Raw genomic sequence first — 15,697 nt, 5'->3', positions numbered from 1 at the left:
TTTTACTTGATTTGTTCAATAATTTACAAATAACCATATAATCTGAATATGTTGAAGTTGAAAACCATTTTCACCCTGTTAGTTCTGTCGCTGACCCTAGCGGTATCACAGGGGATGGCGCAGACCCAAAGCAATATCAATCCATCGCAAGTGGACGTAAGCAAATTGAGCGACGCCCAGGTCCGGAAAATCATGAAGGAGATACAGGACCGCGGTTTAACGCAGGAGCAAGCCATTGCGCTGGCCAAAGCACGGGGTGCATCGCAGGCCCAGGTTGACCAGCTAATGACGCGAATTCGGGAACTCCAGAATGGCACGGGGTTAGAACAACCGGACAAGGGAGACACTTCAACAGAAATGCCAACAGCACAAACCGACTCCTTATCTGTAAAGGCACCCATATCACCTACGCCGGAGAATGAAAAGGTTTTTGGTTTCAAATTATTCAATTCGAAGAATTTGACCTTCGAACCTTCGGTCAATATTCCAACTCCCAAAAGCTATGTGTTGGGCATTGGCGACGAAATGGTTATTACGATATGGGGTGCTTCACAGGCAACCTATCAGCTGAGCATCGACCAAAACGGAGCCATCAACATCCCCGATATCGGTCCGGTATACGTGGCAGGCCGTACGTTCGAAGAGGCCAGCAAACAGATTCAAAAACGACTCATCAGTATCTACAGCGGACTTTCAGGTGCTAATCCCAATACCTATGCAGAAGTCAGCATGGGCACCGTTCGCAGTATTAAGGTCAATGTAATTGGCGACGTAAACGCCCCCGGAACCTATACTCTGCCGGCTACAGCATCGGCATTCAACGCCCTGTATTTATCGGGCGGTCCTACCGAAAATGGTTCTTTCCGGGATATCCAGGTGATTCGGGGCGGAAAAGTGGTTCACACCATCGATGTATACGACTTTCTGGTCAACGGCAATCCCAAAGCCAATGTGCAGTTACGCGATCAGGACATATTATTGGTTCCAACCTACGAAAACCGCATTGATGTGGAAGGCGCTTTTAAACGCAACGGCCTTTTCGAAGTGAAAAAAGGAGAAACACTGGCCAACCTGATTAAATATGCCGGTGGTTTTGCCGAAAACGCCTATACGCAAAATCTTTCGGTTACCCGGAATACCAAACGGGAAAAGAGCATCCAGGACGTCGACCACGCTCATTTCAACCAATTTGCCATGCAAAACGGTGATATGGTGAAAGCCGACACCTTGCTCGACCGATACACCAACCGGGTCACCATCAACGGAGCAGTTTTCCGCCCAGGCTCGTATGAGTGGAAGGAAGGCATGAAACTTTCCGATCTGCTGAAAAAAGCCGATGGCCCTAAGGAGGAAGCTTTCCGTAACCGAGCCATCCTCTCCCGCCGCAAAGCCAACTGGGAATGGGAAAACATCGCCTTCAACCTCGGCGACGTAGAGAAAGGTACGTTTGACATGGACCTCAAGCCCAACGACGAGATCACCATTCGCTCCATCTTCGAGATGCGCGAAAACCAAACGGTGAATATTACCGGCGAAGTGCTCAACCCCGGCAAGTTTCCTTATAACGAAAAAATGACGCTGGAAGATCTGATCTTCCGGGCTGGTGGCTTCAAGGAGAATGCCGATGTAGCATTCATCGAGGTCGCGCGCCGGCTCAGCCATTCCGAGGCAGCCGAAACCACCAACCAGCTGTCGCACATCTTCACCTTCCAGGTACCCCGGAACCTGAAGCTGAATCCGAAAGACGCGGGCTTCGTCCTGCAGCCTTTCGACCAGGTTTACATTCGGCGGGCACCGGGCTACCGCGACCAGGGAAGTGTAATGGTTAACGGCGAAGTGGTTTACTCTGGTAGTTACAGTATTGCTCACAAGAATGAGCGTATTTCCGATATCATCAACCGGGCCGGAGGTTTTACACAGGATGCCTACCTGAAAGGCGCCACCCTCACCCGCAGTACCGGTTTAACCGAAGAGGAAATCGCTGCCCGCAAAGCGTTGATGGAAAAAGATACCACGCTGAAGCTGGACATTACCCCCAAGCAATTGGTCGGAATTGATCTGCAAAAAATCATGGCCAATCCCGGCAGCGACATTGACCTGATGCTGATGCCCGGCGATGAAATTCACATCCCCAAAAAGATGCAAACCATCAAGGTATCCGGAGGGGTAATGAACCCCGTAGCACAAACGTTTGAAGATGGGAAGTCATTGCGAAGCTACGTCAACAAGGCCGGAGGTTTTGTCCCACGCGCACGGCGCGGCAAGGTGTATGTCATTTACCCCAACGGTACAACAGCCACCACGCATTCGTTCCTTTTCTTCGCCCGGAATTATCCGAAGGTAACACCCGGCAGCGAAATCATCGTTCCGGCCCGCCCCGATAAAGAAGGCATGTCAGCAGGCCAGTGGATTAGCATATCCAGCGCCCTCAGCGCCATGTCGTTAACCATTGTGACGTTAGTAAATAAACTGTAAACTATTAGGTAAACGGCAGAGGGTATAGGGTGTAAGGTTTAAGAGTTGATTAAGGCAAAAGTAAGAAGTGAAAAGTAAAGAAAACGAGCTGTCTAACAGACTATTCAACTTTGCGGTAAAAGCTATAAAGTTTCTTCGGAAATTGCCCGAATCGACAGAATTCAAGGTTATTCGATACCAACTGTCAAAATCATCCACCTCATCAGGTGCCAATTATGAAGAGGCTCAAGCTGCTTCATCGACTGCTGACTTTATATATAAAGTCGAAATCGCCTATCGGGAAATGCGCGAAAGCAACTATTGGTTAAGAATCATTCAGTCAACAACCAACAGTCGCGACGAGGAATTTGCCAATGAGCTAAAAACTTTGTTAAATGAATCAAAGGAATTAAAATTGATTTTAGCGAGTATCATCATAAAAGCAAAAAGCAACCGCAAAAGCTAACTTTTGACTTTTGCCTTCTTACTTTTTCCTTTTGACTTTTGACTTAAATAAATTATTGCAATGACAACAGAATCACAACATACCCCCACTCCCGAAGTTGCCGACGACGAAATCGATCTCATTCAACTGGCGAAGACCTTCTGGGAAGGACGGAAAACCATCATCAAAACGGTCGCCGTATTTGCAGTGCTGGGCCTGTTGGTAGCGCTCTTCAGCGCCAAGCAATACACGGCAACAACCACGATGGTGCCACAGGGAACCGATGCCCAGTCAAAACTGGGAGGTCTTTCCGGTCTGGCAGCTATGGCAGGTTTTAACCTCAACATCGGTGGAGCTTCCGACATCACGCCGGCCGTCTATCCGCAAATCATCTCCAGTGTGCCTTTCCAGCTGGGACTGATGAATACGAAGCTTACCTTCAAAGGCATCGACCATCCGGTATCACTTTTCGATTATTATACTGAGTATGATAAACCGAATCCGTTGATTAAATATACCATCGGCCTGCCGGGCGTCATCCTCAAAGCCATCAAGGGAAAACCGGAAGAAGGAATCTCGGCCAATAATAATGGCCCCATCCGGTTAACCGATGACCAACGAAAAGTTCAAAAGAGACTGGCGGACCTGGTTTCCATCGACTACAACGACAAAGACGGTTACGTCACCCTCACCTGCAACATGCCCGAAGCGCTGCCTGCCGCACAGCTGGCACAGCACACGCAAAAAATGCTGCAGCAATACATCACCGATTTCAAGGTGAAAAAAGCCAAGGCCAATCTCGAGTTCGTGCAGCAGCGATACGACGAAACAAAGAAACAGTTTGAAAAAGCACAGGACGGACTGGCCCGTTTCCGCGACCGTAACAAGAACGTCGCCACCGCCATGGCACAAACCGAACTGGAACGTTTGAACAGCAACTACAACCTCTTATCGAGTGTTTATACCGAGCTGGCCAAACAACTGGAGCAGGCCAAAATTCAGGTCAAAGAAGATACGCCAGTCTTCACCATCATCGAGCCGGTATCCGTCCCACTGGAAAAATCGAAACCCAAACGGGCGATGATTCTCATTATCTGGATCTTCCTCGGCGGCATCATCGGCACCGGGATGGTCTTTGGAAGAGAGTATTTACAGCAGTTCAAAGAGCGGTGGAATACAATAGATGAAAGTGACAGCTAAAAAATCGAAGGTTAACCCCTACATTACGACACAATAGATTCACGCGGATTTTAATCACGGATGAACACTGTTATGCCGCTGCTCTCCGAAAAGGAAGGACATACAATTATTAAATCATTTTTCAATGTATATAATCAGTTAGGTTCCGGGTTCATGGAAGCTGTCTACCAGGAAGCTCTTTGCGAAGAATTTAAACTGAACAATGTACCTTTTCAAAAAGAGGCTAAATTGAACATTTGGTATAACGACAACAAACTTGACAAATATTACAAAGCTGATTTCATTTGTTACGAGCAAATTATCATTGAATTAAAAACGACGCCTGTTTTAATTGATGCACACTTCAAACAAGTCATCAACTATCTGAAAGCAACGAAATATCCGCTGGCCTATTTGGTAACTTTCGGTGGGAAAAGTTTAAAATCCAAACGAATCATTAATACAAACAGCGTAAATCCCTCAGTGTAAATCAGTGAGGTCATCAGTGTTAATCCGCGATTTCAAACCCGTGTAAATCCTTTCGACCTTCAAGGAGAAGTAATAACCAATTCCTCTAAACATTATTTTGTAGCCTAATACCCTAATCATACGATTAAACGTGCTGGAATCCCTCATTACATCTCAAACAAGAATTAAACTGTTGCTGAAGTTCTTCCTCAACAGCAGTACCTCTTCCTACCTGCGTGGACTGGCCGATGAGTTCAACGAGTCGTCCAATGCCATTAGGGTGGAACTGAACCGCTTTGAACAGGCCGGCTTGCTCACATCGAGCTTCGACGGCAACAAGAAAATGTTCACCGCAAACACCAAACATCCGCTCTTCCGCGACATCCACAACATCCTCATGAAACATGTGGGGGTTGACCGGGTGGTCAACGATTTAATCAGTAAGCTGGGGCATGTATCCCGGGCCTGGCTCACGGGTGAAATGGCCGCCGGCCGTGACAGCCGCATCATCGACATTATACTGGTAGGCGAAAACATCGATCGCAATTACCTCGGACGCCTAACCTCCAGCGCCGAGAAAATGACCGGTCGCAAAATACGCACCCTCAGCATCACGCCGGAGGAAGAACCGGAATACCTAAAAAGTGAAAAAAACGCCCTGCTCCTCTGGGAAGGCAACGAGAGAGAATTGTAGAGTGGGAGAAATGGAGTAGTTAAGGGCGATATGCTTATCGCCCCGGATAGAATGCCCCACATGGAAAAGAGGCGCACATTATAAAGTGGATTGAATTGGTGATGTTCCTGTGCCGCATACACTGCATCGAAAAGGAGTTCGACAAAGTGTATGGTTTGAAATTATTGTAACGGATTGAACAAAACAAATACGAAAGCCGCTGCGATTGCCCCTCTCCCAGCCTCTCCCCAAATTGGAGAAAGGAGTTTGGCCGGAGCCTTCGAAGCACAGTCAGCGTTAATCCGTGAACCCAATCCGTGTTAATCCGCGATTTCAAAATCCGTGTTAATCCAAACCATATTTGAAAAATATTCCTTAATCAACATACAACCCGCAACAACAACGAAAATATGATCCCTAACAAAGTAACAAACATCGCCTGCATAGGCGCCGGATACGTGGGAGGGCCCACCATGGCCGTTATCGCGCAGAAATGCCCCCACATTAAAGTTACTGTGGTAGATATTAACCCCGAACGCATTGCAGACTGGAACGACACCGACCTCTCGAAGTTGCCGGTGTACGAACCCGGCCTCGACCAGGTGGTAGCCGAAGCCCGCGACCGGAACCTCTTTTTCTCCACCGATGTGGAAAGTGCTATCCGCGAAGCGCAGATGATCTTCATCTCCGTCAACACCCCCACCAAAACCTACGGCGTAGGCAAAGGCATGGCCGCCGACCTGAAATACGTAGAGCTATGCGCCCGCCAAATTGCGGAAGTCGCCACCGAGGACAAAATCGTCGTCGAAAAATCCACTCTGCCCGTACGAACTGCCCAGGCCATCCGTACGATATTGGATTCAAGTACAGACGCCATGCCTGGCGTTTCCCCACGCTTCTCTGTATTAAGCAACCCGGAATTCCTCGCCGAAGGCACCGCCGTGAAAGACTTACACAATCCCGACCGCGTCCTCATTGGGGGCGAAGAAGACGAAGACGGCCAACGCGCCATGGAAGCTTTGGTGGAGGTATATGCCAACTGGGTACCCCGGGAGCGCATCCTCACTACCCGCATCTGGTCTTCTGAGCTGTCAAAACTCACGGCCAATGCTTTCCTGGCACAGCGCATCTCTTCTATCAATGCCCTCTCCGCCTTGTGCGAAAAAACCGGCGCCGATGTCGACGAGGTCGCCCATGCCATCGGGACCGACACCCGCATTGGTCCGAAGTTCCTGAAAGCCTCCGTCGGTTTCGGCGGAAGCTGCTTTCAGAAGGACATTCTCAACCTGGTCTATCTCTGCCGCCACTTCAACCTGCCCGAGGTAGCCGATTACTGGGAGCAGGTAGTGAAGTTGAACGACTACCAGAAACACCGTTTTACCAAGCAAATCATCGATACGTTATTCAATACCGTTTCCGGGAAGAAAATAGCCTTCCTGGGCTGGGCCTTCAAAAAAGATACCAACGATACACGCGAGTCCGCCGCCATCTACGTAGCCGACGAACTCCTCCAGGACCACGCCGAAATCCATGTCTATGATCCAAAGGTACCGGCGGTACGCATTTATGCCGACCTCGAATATCTGCAAGCCCACCGCCGCCCACAGTTTGTCATTGCGACCCCGACCATTCGGGGGATGCAATCTGACGCACCGGCAACACTCAGTTCACAGGAAATTCGTCAGCTGGTCCACGTCCACAAAACACCTTACGCTGCCACGGAAAAAGCCCATGCAATAGCGGTCTTAACTGAATGGAACGAGTTTCGCACCTACGACTGGCAGAAAATCTACGATGCCATGCGCAAACCGGCTTTTGTGTTCGATGGGCGGAATATCCTGGACCGGGAGGAATTGAAAAAAATTGGATTCGAAATAAAAGGAATCGGGAAAGGTTAAAAAAAGCACCGTTTCACTGTTCCACTTTTTCACAGAAAAAAAACAAACGGAATCAGAAAAGGCTGAACATAGCATTACGGCACTGACCACTCTTCCACCTTTTCACTATTCCACTAAAATTCAACAACAACATGACCAACACAAATTTCAAAGCCTGCTTCGTCGGATTGGGATACATCGGGTTGCCCACAGCTACTATTGCTGCCCGCGAAGGTATTCAAGTACTCGGAGTAGACATTAACAGCAAAGTTGTAGATACCATCAATCGTGGAGAAATCCACATCATTGAGCCCGGCCTCGGTGACCTGGTGAAACAGGTAGTTGAGAAAGGACAATTAAAAGCAGCCACACAACCGGAAGTCAGCGACGTCTATCTTGTTGTTGTGCCAACTCCCTTTAAAGGCGACCACGAACCGGATATATCCTTTGTCGAGTCAGCCACCCGCGCAGTGCTTCCCCTGCTGAAAAAAGATGATCTCTATATCATCGAATCGACATCGCCGGTTGGCACCACCGAAAAGATGGCGGAACTCATTTTCGAAGAGCGTCCCGAATTAAAAGGACAACTTCATATCGCCTACTGTCCCGAACGCGTACTACCGGGCAATGTTATCCACGAATTGGTTCATAACGACCGGGTAATAGGTGGTATCGATGATATATCCACACAAAAGGCGATGGAATTTTACCGCACTTTCGTGAAGGGTGAACTACACGCTACGAATGCCCGTACAGCTGAGATGTGCAAACTGACGGAAAACTCCTCACGGGACGTACAAATTGCTTTTGCCAACGAGTTGTCCCTCATTTGTGATAAAGCAGACATCAACGTTTGGGAATTGATACAATTAGCCAACAAACATCCGCGGGTCAATATTCTGCAACCCGGAGCCGGCGTAGGCGGACACTGTATTGCTGTCGATCCGTGGTTTATCGTATCAGATTTCCCGGCTGAATCCAACCTGATTGGTCAGGCGCGGAAAATCAATAACTACAAAGCCTTCTGGGTATCCGAAAAGATACACAACACCATGCTGGAGTTTCAGCTAAAGCACGGTCGTGAGCCCAGGGTAGCGTTGATGGGCATTGCCTTCAAACCCGATATCGACGATCTGCGCGAATCACCGGCCAAATACATTACCCAAAAAGTGATGCAAGGCACCAACAACAACAGCATCATGGTGGTCGAACCCAACGTCAAAGAACATAACGTTTTCAAGTTAACCGATTACAAAGAAGCCTACGAAACTGCTGACATCGTAGCTTTCCTCGTAGCACACAAAGAATTCAAAGCATTGGAATACCGCGAAGACGCAAAGATTCTGGACTTCTGCGGAGTGTTTAGAAAATAGATGCCAGTGGTCAGCCATCAGTGGACAGTGGAGGCCCACACACTACATCACTGACCGCTGATCACTGATCACTCTTTACTCATTCCTGCAATATGAATTCTTTCCGTGAACTAACCGTTTGGCAACAATCCATGATACTCGTCGAAGAGGTATACACAATAACGAAGCAATTCCCCAATGACGAAACCTTTGGATTGACATCCCAAATGAGAAGAGCTACAGTTTCGATTCCTTCGAACATTGCAGAAGGCTACGTGAGAAAAAATACGAAGGAGTATATTCACTTTCTCTATATTGCCTTGGGTTCATTGGGTGAATTGGATACGCAGATTGAGATAGCAGATCGGCTAAAATATTTTCAAACACAAAAAGAACTAACAAGTCGAATCACTGAAATACGACAAATGCTTTACGGTTTGATTCAAGCCTTGAAAAGAAAAATTCAATAATAGAAAATAGCATACACTTGATTAATAGCTTCTCTGACCACTGATCACACACCACTGATCTCTGATCACCGTTCCACTATTCCACAAAAACTCGACAAATGCTTTACGGCTTAATTCAATCCTTAAAAAGAAAAATTTAATACAAAAAAAGAGCACACCCTGATTGGCAGCGCCACTGACCACTGACCACTCGCCACTGCTCACTATCCACTAATATTATGCAAGATACCCACAAAAAACGCGTCCTTCTCGTTTTCGGAACGCGCCCCGAAGCCATCAAAATGGCACCGCTGGTAAAAGAATTCGAAAAGCACCCCGATAATTTTGAAACTCTGGTTTGCGTTACCGGCCAGCACCGCGAAATGCTCGACCAGGTATTACAATTGTTTAAGATTACACCCGACTATGATTTGAACATCATGAAAGCCGGTCAGGATTTGTACGATGTGACATCGCGGGTACTGCTGGGCATGCGCGATGTACTGAAGGAAGCACAGCCTGATGTGGTACTGGTGCATGGCGATACCTCCACCTCCACCGCTTCGGCGTTGGCGGCCTTTTACCAACAAATTCCGGTCGGTCATGTGGAAGCAGGCTTGCGGACAGGGAACATCTATAGCCCCTGGCCCGAAGAGATGAACCGGCAACTCACCGGGCGAATCACCACATACCACTTCGCCCCCACCCCCTTGAGCAAACAAAACCTGTTGAACGAGGGGGTCAAAGAGGAAAACATCTTCGTCACCGGCAACACCGTCATCGACGCCCTCTACTGGGTCACCGACAAGATGCAACAAGACAAAAGCCTCGAACAAACCATTACCGATAAGCTCGTTCAGTTTGGTTTACCTGCAGAGAAGCTGATACAGTGGAAAAACAGAGCACAGTCCAAGTGGAATAGTGAAACAGTGGAACAGAGAAAAAGTGAGGAGGCACAACGAAGCTCCACTATTCCACCTTTCCACCCTTCCACCGTTTCACAGCGCAAGCTGGTATTAATCACCGGCCACCGCCGCGAAAACTTCGGCCAGGGCTTCATCAACATCTGCGAAGCCATCAAAGAACTGGCAGAAACCTTTCCGGATGTCGATTTCGTTTACCCCATGCACCTCAATCCCAATGTCCGCAACGCAATCACCCAGGTTTTTGGTGAAATTCGCTCTAATTCGGGTAATTCGCGAGTGGACAACGTCCACTTCATCGAGCCCCTCGACTACCTCCCCTTCATCTTCCTCATGAACGCCTCCTACTTGGTACTCACCGACTCAGGCGGTATTCAGGAAGAAGCGCCGGGACTGGGCAAACCCGTATTGGTGATGCGTGACACCACCGAACGGCCGGAGGCGTTGGACGCAGGCACTGTAAAATTAGTCGGTACTGACAAATCCGCAATCATCCGCGAAGTTGCAGCATTAATCCGGGAAAAAGATATATATGAAAGTATGAGTAAAGCGAATAATCCATATGGAGATGGAAATAGCTGTGTTAAAATAATAAATATTCTTAATCATTAAATAACTGAAAAAGATATAGAAATTATTGGTTCTTACCTGAATTATGACATTAAAGCATAAAACAGTAAACGGTTTATTCTGGAGTTTTATTGATACTTTCGCGAACCAAGGGGTTCAGTTTGTTGTCGGTATAGTTTTAGCACGTATCCTTTCACCGAAGGAATTTGGATTAATTGGAATGCTCACTATTTTTATCGCGATTTCCCAATCGCTAATAGACAGTGGCTTTACGCAAGCATTGATTCGAAAAAAAAATTGCACCGATGCTGATTATTCGACAGTTTTTTATTTTAATCTGGCAGTAAGTTTTCTTACCTATGCCATCTTGTTGACTTTTTCTGGTGCAATAGGTTCATTTTTCAAAGAACCGTTATTAAAACCTTTAATTCAGGTCCTGGGAATAGGATTAATATTAAATTCATTTGGAATTATTCAACGCGCGATTCTTACAAAAACGATTAATTTCAAGCTTCAAACAAAAATTTCTTTAATCGCATCCTCGGGGTCCGGCATTATCGCTGTAACGATGGCACTTAACGGCTTTGGTGTTTGGAGTTTGATTGCTCTCACCCTTAGTCGATTTGGATTAACTTCTATTTTCTTATGGATCTGGGCCAAGTGGAAACCAAGAGCAGTATTTAGTAAAAAATCCTTTAATGAATTGTTCGGATTTGGTAGTAAATTACTGCTTAGTGGGATCATTGATACAGCATACAGAAACATTTACTACCTCATCATCGGAAAATACTTCTCAGCTGTCGAGCTGGGATATTATACCAGAGCTGATCAGTTTAATTCTTTACCATCTCAAAATATTACAGGAGTAATACAGCGGGTTACCTATCCGGTGCTAGCAAACATTCAGGATGATATTCCACGTCTAAGAGCAAATTACAGGAAGCTTATACGGAGTACCATGCTTATAACATTTGTGTTAATGCTGGGCATGGCAGCCACGGCTAAACCAATGATTCTGACGCTCATTGGCGAAAAATGGAGCCCTGCTATTATCTATCTCCAAATGTTATGTTTTGTGGGCATGTTCTATCCTCTCCATGCACTCAATTTGAATATGCTACAGGTCCAGGGTAGATCTGATCTCTTCTTAAAGCTTGAAATAATAAAAAAAATACTCGCTATTCCAACTATTATAATTGGGGTTTACTGGGGGATTAAAATTATGATAGCCGGCATGATCGTCAATACAGTGATTGCATATTACCTGAATAGCTATTGGTCCGGACGTATGATGGGATATTCATTTAAACAACAAGTTATAGATATTCTACCGGCCTTTATGATGGCTGTTTTTGTGAACGGTATAGTATTCATAGTTGGCAAGATGACAACTTTTGCACCAATGATACTCCTCTTTACTCAAATAGGATTAGGAGCAATATTAACTATTCTAACAGGAGAAATCATAAAACAAGATGATTATATTTTTTTAAAGAAATTAGTTTTGGAAAAGTTAATAACGATTAAAAGAACAAACAATGAAGAAACAAAATAAGCCAATCTATGTAACTCAGCCAGCTATGCCCCCTTTAGATGAATTTACAGAATATTTAAAGAAAATCTGGCAAAACAAAATACTAACCAACAATGGACCTCTACATCAACAACTTGAACAAGAACTGGCAGAATATTTGGGAGTCAAATACATATCACTTTTTTCCAATGGAACGTTAGCACTTGTAACAGCTCTTCAAGCTCTTAGAATCACGGGTGAAGTGATTACCACTCCATATAGTTTTGTCGCAACGACGCATTCCCTGTGGTGGAACAACATAAAACCCGTTTTCGCGGATATAGAGCCTAATACTTTTAATCTCGATCCGGAAAAAGTGGAAGCGGCAATCACTCCCCAAACAACAGCCATTATGCCTGTACATGTATACGGCAATCCATGTAATCTTGATGCATTGCAACAAATTGCCGATACCTACGGATTGAAACTCATATACGATGCTGCACATGCCTTTGGCGTTAAAGTGAATGGAAATTCGGTGCTCAATTATGGTGACTTATCTATTTTAAGCTTTCATGCCACGAAAGTTTTTAATACAATTGAAGGTGGAGCAATCATTTGTCCTGATGAAAAGACCAAAAAACGTATAGACTTTTTAAAGAACTTTGGTTTTGCTGGTGAAACAACAGTAATTGAACCAGGAATAAATGCAAAGATGAATGAACTACAATCTGCATATGGATTATTACAACTTAAATATGTAGATGATAATATAGCCAAAAGAAAAACTATTGCGGATATATATAGAAAAAATCTGATCGGAATCAAGGGTTTGAGATTTCTCAACGACATAGAGGGAGTCACACACTCATATTCATATTTCCCGATACTAATCGATTCGAAAGAATACGCGATGACTCGCGATGGACTGTATGAAGAACTTAAGTCTAACAATATTTTTGGAAGACGATATTTTTTTCCCCTTATTAGTCAATTCCCCAGCTATAAAGGATTACCCTCTGCACAAGCAGACAATTTGCCCGTTGCAGAAGGAATCACAAAACAAGTAATTTGTTTGCCTATCTATCCGGATCTGACAATGGACGAACAAATGAATGTTTGCGATATTATCAAGGCAAATCAAAGAACCTAACGATAAAAATATGACAACCTCATTTTATACAGAAAAAGAATTGACCCAAATTGGATTTAAGGAGGTCGGAAAGAATGTTTTGATTAGTAGATATGCTCAATTTTATGGGGCCAGTGATATGATCATTGGAAACAATGTGAGAATTGATGATTTTTGCATTCTTTCGGGAAAAATAAAATTAGGTAGTTACATTCACATTTCTGCATATAATGCGTTATATGGAAAGTTCGGAATCGAGATGGAAGATTATACTGGACTCTCGCCTCGTTGCACTCTATTTAGTGCAACTGATGATTTTTCAGGAGAATATTTGATTGGCCCAACAATTGATTCTAAATACACAAATGTTACTGGTGGAAAGATTATAATTAAAAAATATAGTCAACTGGGTAGCAATTGCGTGGTTTTACCTGAGGTTACAATAGAAGAAGGTGTTGCAGTGGGGGCAATGTCTCTAATAAACAAAAACCTATCCGGATGGGGTATTTATAAAGGAATTCCCGCCAAGCTACATTCTAAAAGAAGCAATAAATTACTTAATCTTTTAATAAATGAATACTAGCCCCATGTTGGTCAGCGTCTGCATGATAACATATAATCATGAATCATATATCAAACAAGCGATTGAAGGTGTTCTGATGCAAAAAACAAATTTCAGAGTTGAATTGGTAATTGGCGAAGATTGCAGCCCTGACAGAACAAGACAGATATGTAAAGAATATTCTTCAAGATACTCTAATATAAGGTTGTTACCTTCTGAAAAAAATCTTGGCGTTATACCAAATCTTATCAGAACCTTAGAGTCATGCACTGGAGACTATATTGCCTTTTGTGAAGGTGATGACTATTGGATTGATCCTCATAAATTGCAAAAACAGGTTGATTTCCTCAATAAGAATAATGACCATGGATTGTGTTATTCCAAAGCGAAAGTATATAAAGAGAAAGAAAAAACTTTTAAAAAATCTTTTGGCGTAGAGGCTTTGACTTTTGACGATCTTTTGGTTAATAATACAATCTCGACGCCAACAGTTTTACTTCGGAGGGAATTATATGATCGATATAATGGCGATATACAACCAGAGAATAAAGATTGGATAATGGGAGATTACCCACTTTGGCTATGGGTAGCACACAATAGTAAAATAAAATTTTTTGATGCAGAATTTGCCGTTTATCGGGTACTGGAAAATTCGGCCAGTCATTCTACCGATTATAAAAAAGACCTGGCATTCTTAACTAACTATCACAAAATTAAGGTATTTTATATCAACAAATATGGCCATTCCAATATGGAAAATAGAGTGTGGCAAAGATACTATTCTAACAAAGCATATCTTTTCCTTTTCAAAAATGAAAAGAAAATCGATGAATTGTTATCTGAAATTAAAGAGTTCGAAACCCCAACATTAAAGCTGAGAGTATTAACATTCTTATTAGAAAAAAAGTTTCTCAGGTTATTTTTAAAACTATACTGGAAGAAAAATTCATAACAATTATGTCTTCGCTTTGATCCGTTGTGTCAAAAAAGCGATATAAATAATTAAAAATAAAATCAGAAAAATCACTAATTTTTCAATTGTCTATTGATAATCATAATTTATTAGAAGAAATGCACGAAAGAGTGAATATTATTGTTTTAAATTGGAATGGAACAGATGATACTATAGCATGCTTGAAGTCAGTCAGGGAAAACGATTATGAAAATTATAAAATAATTCTTGTTGACAACGGTTCTGAACCAGAATCAATTTCTAATTTGATAAATTGGTGTGAGAATAATTTCTCGCAGATTGCCTTTTATGAAAAAACTCAAGCTGAGTTAGGAGGTAAAGACGACCTCGAAGAGCTTTTAGAAAAAACGAAATCATCCGAGCGGTTAGTATTTGTAAAAAACAATGATAATTTGGGATTTGCCGCAGGAAATAATGTTGCGCTACGATATCTTCTAGAAAGCAATTCAGAATATGCTATGTTGCTTAATAATGACACAGTTGTAGATAAAAATTCTATTTCATCCCTAATGACTTTTTTATCATCAAAAAAAGATTACGTGGCGGTAATACCTCAAATTAGATACTTCGAACCAAGTAACAGGATATGGAATTGTGGGGGAAAGATAATGTGGTATGGCAATCGCAAATATTTTTATGCAAAAAAACACATTGCCAGCGTCCCCCAACATGGATTTAGGGATATTACATTTGCCAGTGGTTGTGCCTTGTTATTAAAACCTGACAAAACAGGAATATTGTCAGAAAGATTTTTCTTCGGAGAAGAAGATATGGAATTTTCGTTGCGACAACAAAAAAACAAAAATAAGATGGCATGTTGCTACGATGCCATCATTTATCACAAGGTCAATACAAGTGTCAAAAGAATGAAGCCTAATACTCTTGGCATTGCATATATCAATTATTTATCGAGATTTTTAAACAATAAGCATTATTCATCTAAACCAATCTACGTTGTCAAGATAGCTGTGCAGATTTTTTATGCTATTCCAATGATTTATTTGAAATATAAAATAAATCCGGTGCACACTATAAAAATGTTTAATAAAATAATTTCAGAATCAACTAAGATTAACAAAATAGATAAAGCCTATTACATGAAATATTCTCAAAAAGATTTCAAATAA

14 protein-coding genes are annotated in these 15,697 nt (G+C 43.5%); all 14 read left to right on the top strand.

Annotated elements, in window-relative coordinates:
- Positions 1–48: 48 nt before the first annotated feature.
- The 14 genes from T426_RS0104630 to T426_RS22745 all read left to right on the top strand — a co-directional run bounded on the left by T426_RS0104630 (position 49) and on the right by T426_RS22745 (position 15,697).
- Positions 49–2,475, top strand: coding sequence for an SLBB domain-containing protein (locus T426_RS0104630; protein ID WP_036984500.1), 2,427 nt, complete (start codon positions 49–51; stop codon positions 2,473–2,475).
- Positions 2,476–2,542: 67 nt separating this feature from the next.
- Positions 2,543–2,920: a four helix bundle protein gene (locus T426_RS0104625; protein ID WP_025864473.1), complete on the top strand. Its 378-nt coding sequence runs from the start codon at positions 2,543–2,545 to the stop codon at positions 2,918–2,920.
- Between the two features lie 60 nt (positions 2,921–2,980).
- Positions 2,981–4,099, top strand: coding sequence for a Wzz/FepE/Etk N-terminal domain-containing protein (locus T426_RS22755; protein WP_025864472.1), 1,119 nt, complete (start codon positions 2,981–2,983; stop codon positions 4,097–4,099).
- A gap of 72 nt (positions 4,100–4,171) precedes the next feature.
- Positions 4,172–4,567 carry a GxxExxY protein gene (locus tag T426_RS0104615; RefSeq protein WP_025864471.1) on the top strand — a complete coding sequence of 132 codons (396 nt, stop codon included), beginning with the start codon at positions 4,172–4,174 and terminating at the stop codon, positions 4,565–4,567.
- A 130-nt stretch (positions 4,568–4,697) separates the two neighbouring features.
- Positions 4,698–5,240, top strand: a complete 543-nt coding sequence (locus tag T426_RS0104610; RefSeq protein ID WP_025864470.1) for a hypothetical protein — start codon at positions 4,698–4,700, stop codon at positions 5,238–5,240.
- A 389-nt stretch (positions 5,241–5,629) separates the two neighbouring features.
- On the top strand, positions 5,630–7,117 hold the full coding sequence (locus T426_RS0104605; protein ID WP_036984499.1) for a UDP-glucose 6-dehydrogenase: 1,488 nt from the start codon (positions 5,630–5,632) through the stop codon (positions 7,115–7,117).
- A gap of 131 nt (positions 7,118–7,248) precedes the next feature.
- Entirely contained in the window at positions 7,249–8,469 is a 1,221-nt protein-coding gene (gene wecC, locus T426_RS0104600) for a UDP-N-acetyl-D-mannosamine dehydrogenase (protein WP_025864468.1), read from the top strand.
- A gap of 92 nt (positions 8,470–8,561) precedes the next feature.
- The gene (locus T426_RS0104595; RefSeq protein WP_025864467.1) at positions 8,562–8,918 is read left to right on the top strand and encodes a four helix bundle protein; all 357 of its coding nucleotides are present in this window, start codon (positions 8,562–8,564) and stop codon (positions 8,916–8,918) included.
- A gap of 218 nt (positions 8,919–9,136) precedes the next feature.
- Entirely contained in the window at positions 9,137–10,432 is a 1,296-nt protein-coding gene (wecB, locus tag T426_RS26085) for a non-hydrolyzing UDP-N-acetylglucosamine 2-epimerase (RefSeq protein WP_027585341.1), read from the top strand.
- Between the two features lie 43 nt (positions 10,433–10,475).
- Positions 10,476–11,945: a lipopolysaccharide biosynthesis protein gene (locus tag T426_RS0104585; RefSeq protein WP_027585340.1), complete on the top strand. Its 1,470-nt coding sequence runs from the start codon at positions 10,476–10,478 to the stop codon at positions 11,943–11,945.
- A complete protein-coding gene (locus T426_RS0104580; protein ID WP_025864466.1) occupies positions 11,929–13,056 on the top strand; it encodes a DegT/DnrJ/EryC1/StrS family aminotransferase in 1,128 nt (375 codons plus the stop codon). The genes T426_RS0104585 and T426_RS0104580 overlap by 17 nt, the downstream gene beginning before the upstream one ends.
- 10 nt (positions 13,057–13,066) lie before the next feature.
- The gene (locus T426_RS0104575) at positions 13,067–13,618 is read left to right on the top strand and encodes an acyltransferase (RefSeq protein WP_025864465.1); all 552 of its coding nucleotides are present in this window, start codon (positions 13,067–13,069) and stop codon (positions 13,616–13,618) included.
- A complete protein-coding gene (locus tag T426_RS22750) occupies positions 13,608–14,549 on the top strand; it encodes a glycosyltransferase family 2 protein (RefSeq protein ID WP_051568938.1) in 942 nt (313 codons plus the stop codon). The genes T426_RS0104575 and T426_RS22750 overlap by 11 nt, the downstream gene beginning before the upstream one ends.
- Before the next feature lie 86 nt (positions 14,550–14,635).
- Entirely contained in the window at positions 14,636–15,697 is a 1,062-nt protein-coding gene (locus tag T426_RS22745; protein WP_051568937.1) for a glycosyltransferase, read from the top strand.

The sequence above is a fragment of the Prolixibacter bellariivorans ATCC BAA-1284 genome (genome assembly GCF_000621705.1).
Taxonomy (GTDB): domain Bacteria; phylum Bacteroidota; class Bacteroidia; order Bacteroidales; family Prolixibacteraceae; genus Prolixibacter; species Prolixibacter bellariivorans.
Note: the sequence above shows the minus strand (reverse complement) of the source record. Positions and strands in the feature narration are given on the sequence as shown.

Excerpts from the sequence above, each read along its gene's own strand:
- T426_RS0104615 (WP_025864471.1), top strand. The coding sequence starts at position 4,172 with ATGCCGCTGCTCTCCGAAAAGGAAGGACATACAATTATTAAATCATTT.
- T426_RS0104595 (WP_025864467.1), top strand. The coding sequence starts at position 8,562 with ATGAATTCTTTCCGTGAACTAACCGTTTGGCAACAATCCATGATACTC.
- wecC (WP_025864468.1), top strand. The coding sequence starts at position 7,249 with ATGACCAACACAAATTTCAAAGCCTGCTTCGTCGGATTGGGATACATC.
- T426_RS0104575 (WP_025864465.1), top strand. The coding sequence starts at position 13,067 with ATGACAACCTCATTTTATACAGAAAAAGAATTGACCCAAATTGGATTT.
- T426_RS22755 (WP_025864472.1), top strand. The coding sequence starts at position 2,981 with ATGACAACAGAATCACAACATACCCCCACTCCCGAAGTTGCCGACGAC.
- T426_RS22750 (WP_051568938.1), top strand. The coding sequence starts at position 13,608 with ATGAATACTAGCCCCATGTTGGTCAGCGTCTGCATGATAACATATAAT.
- T426_RS0104585 (WP_027585340.1), top strand. The coding sequence starts at position 10,476 with ATGACATTAAAGCATAAAACAGTAAACGGTTTATTCTGGAGTTTTATT.
- T426_RS0104580 (WP_025864466.1), top strand. The coding sequence starts at position 11,929 with ATGAAGAAACAAAATAAGCCAATCTATGTAACTCAGCCAGCTATGCCC.
- T426_RS0104605 (WP_036984499.1), top strand. The coding sequence starts at position 5,630 with ATGATCCCTAACAAAGTAACAAACATCGCCTGCATAGGCGCCGGATAC.
- T426_RS0104630 (WP_036984500.1), top strand. The coding sequence starts at position 49 with ATGTTGAAGTTGAAAACCATTTTCACCCTGTTAGTTCTGTCGCTGACC.
- wecB (WP_027585341.1), top strand. The coding sequence starts at position 9,137 with ATGCAAGATACCCACAAAAAACGCGTCCTTCTCGTTTTCGGAACGCGC.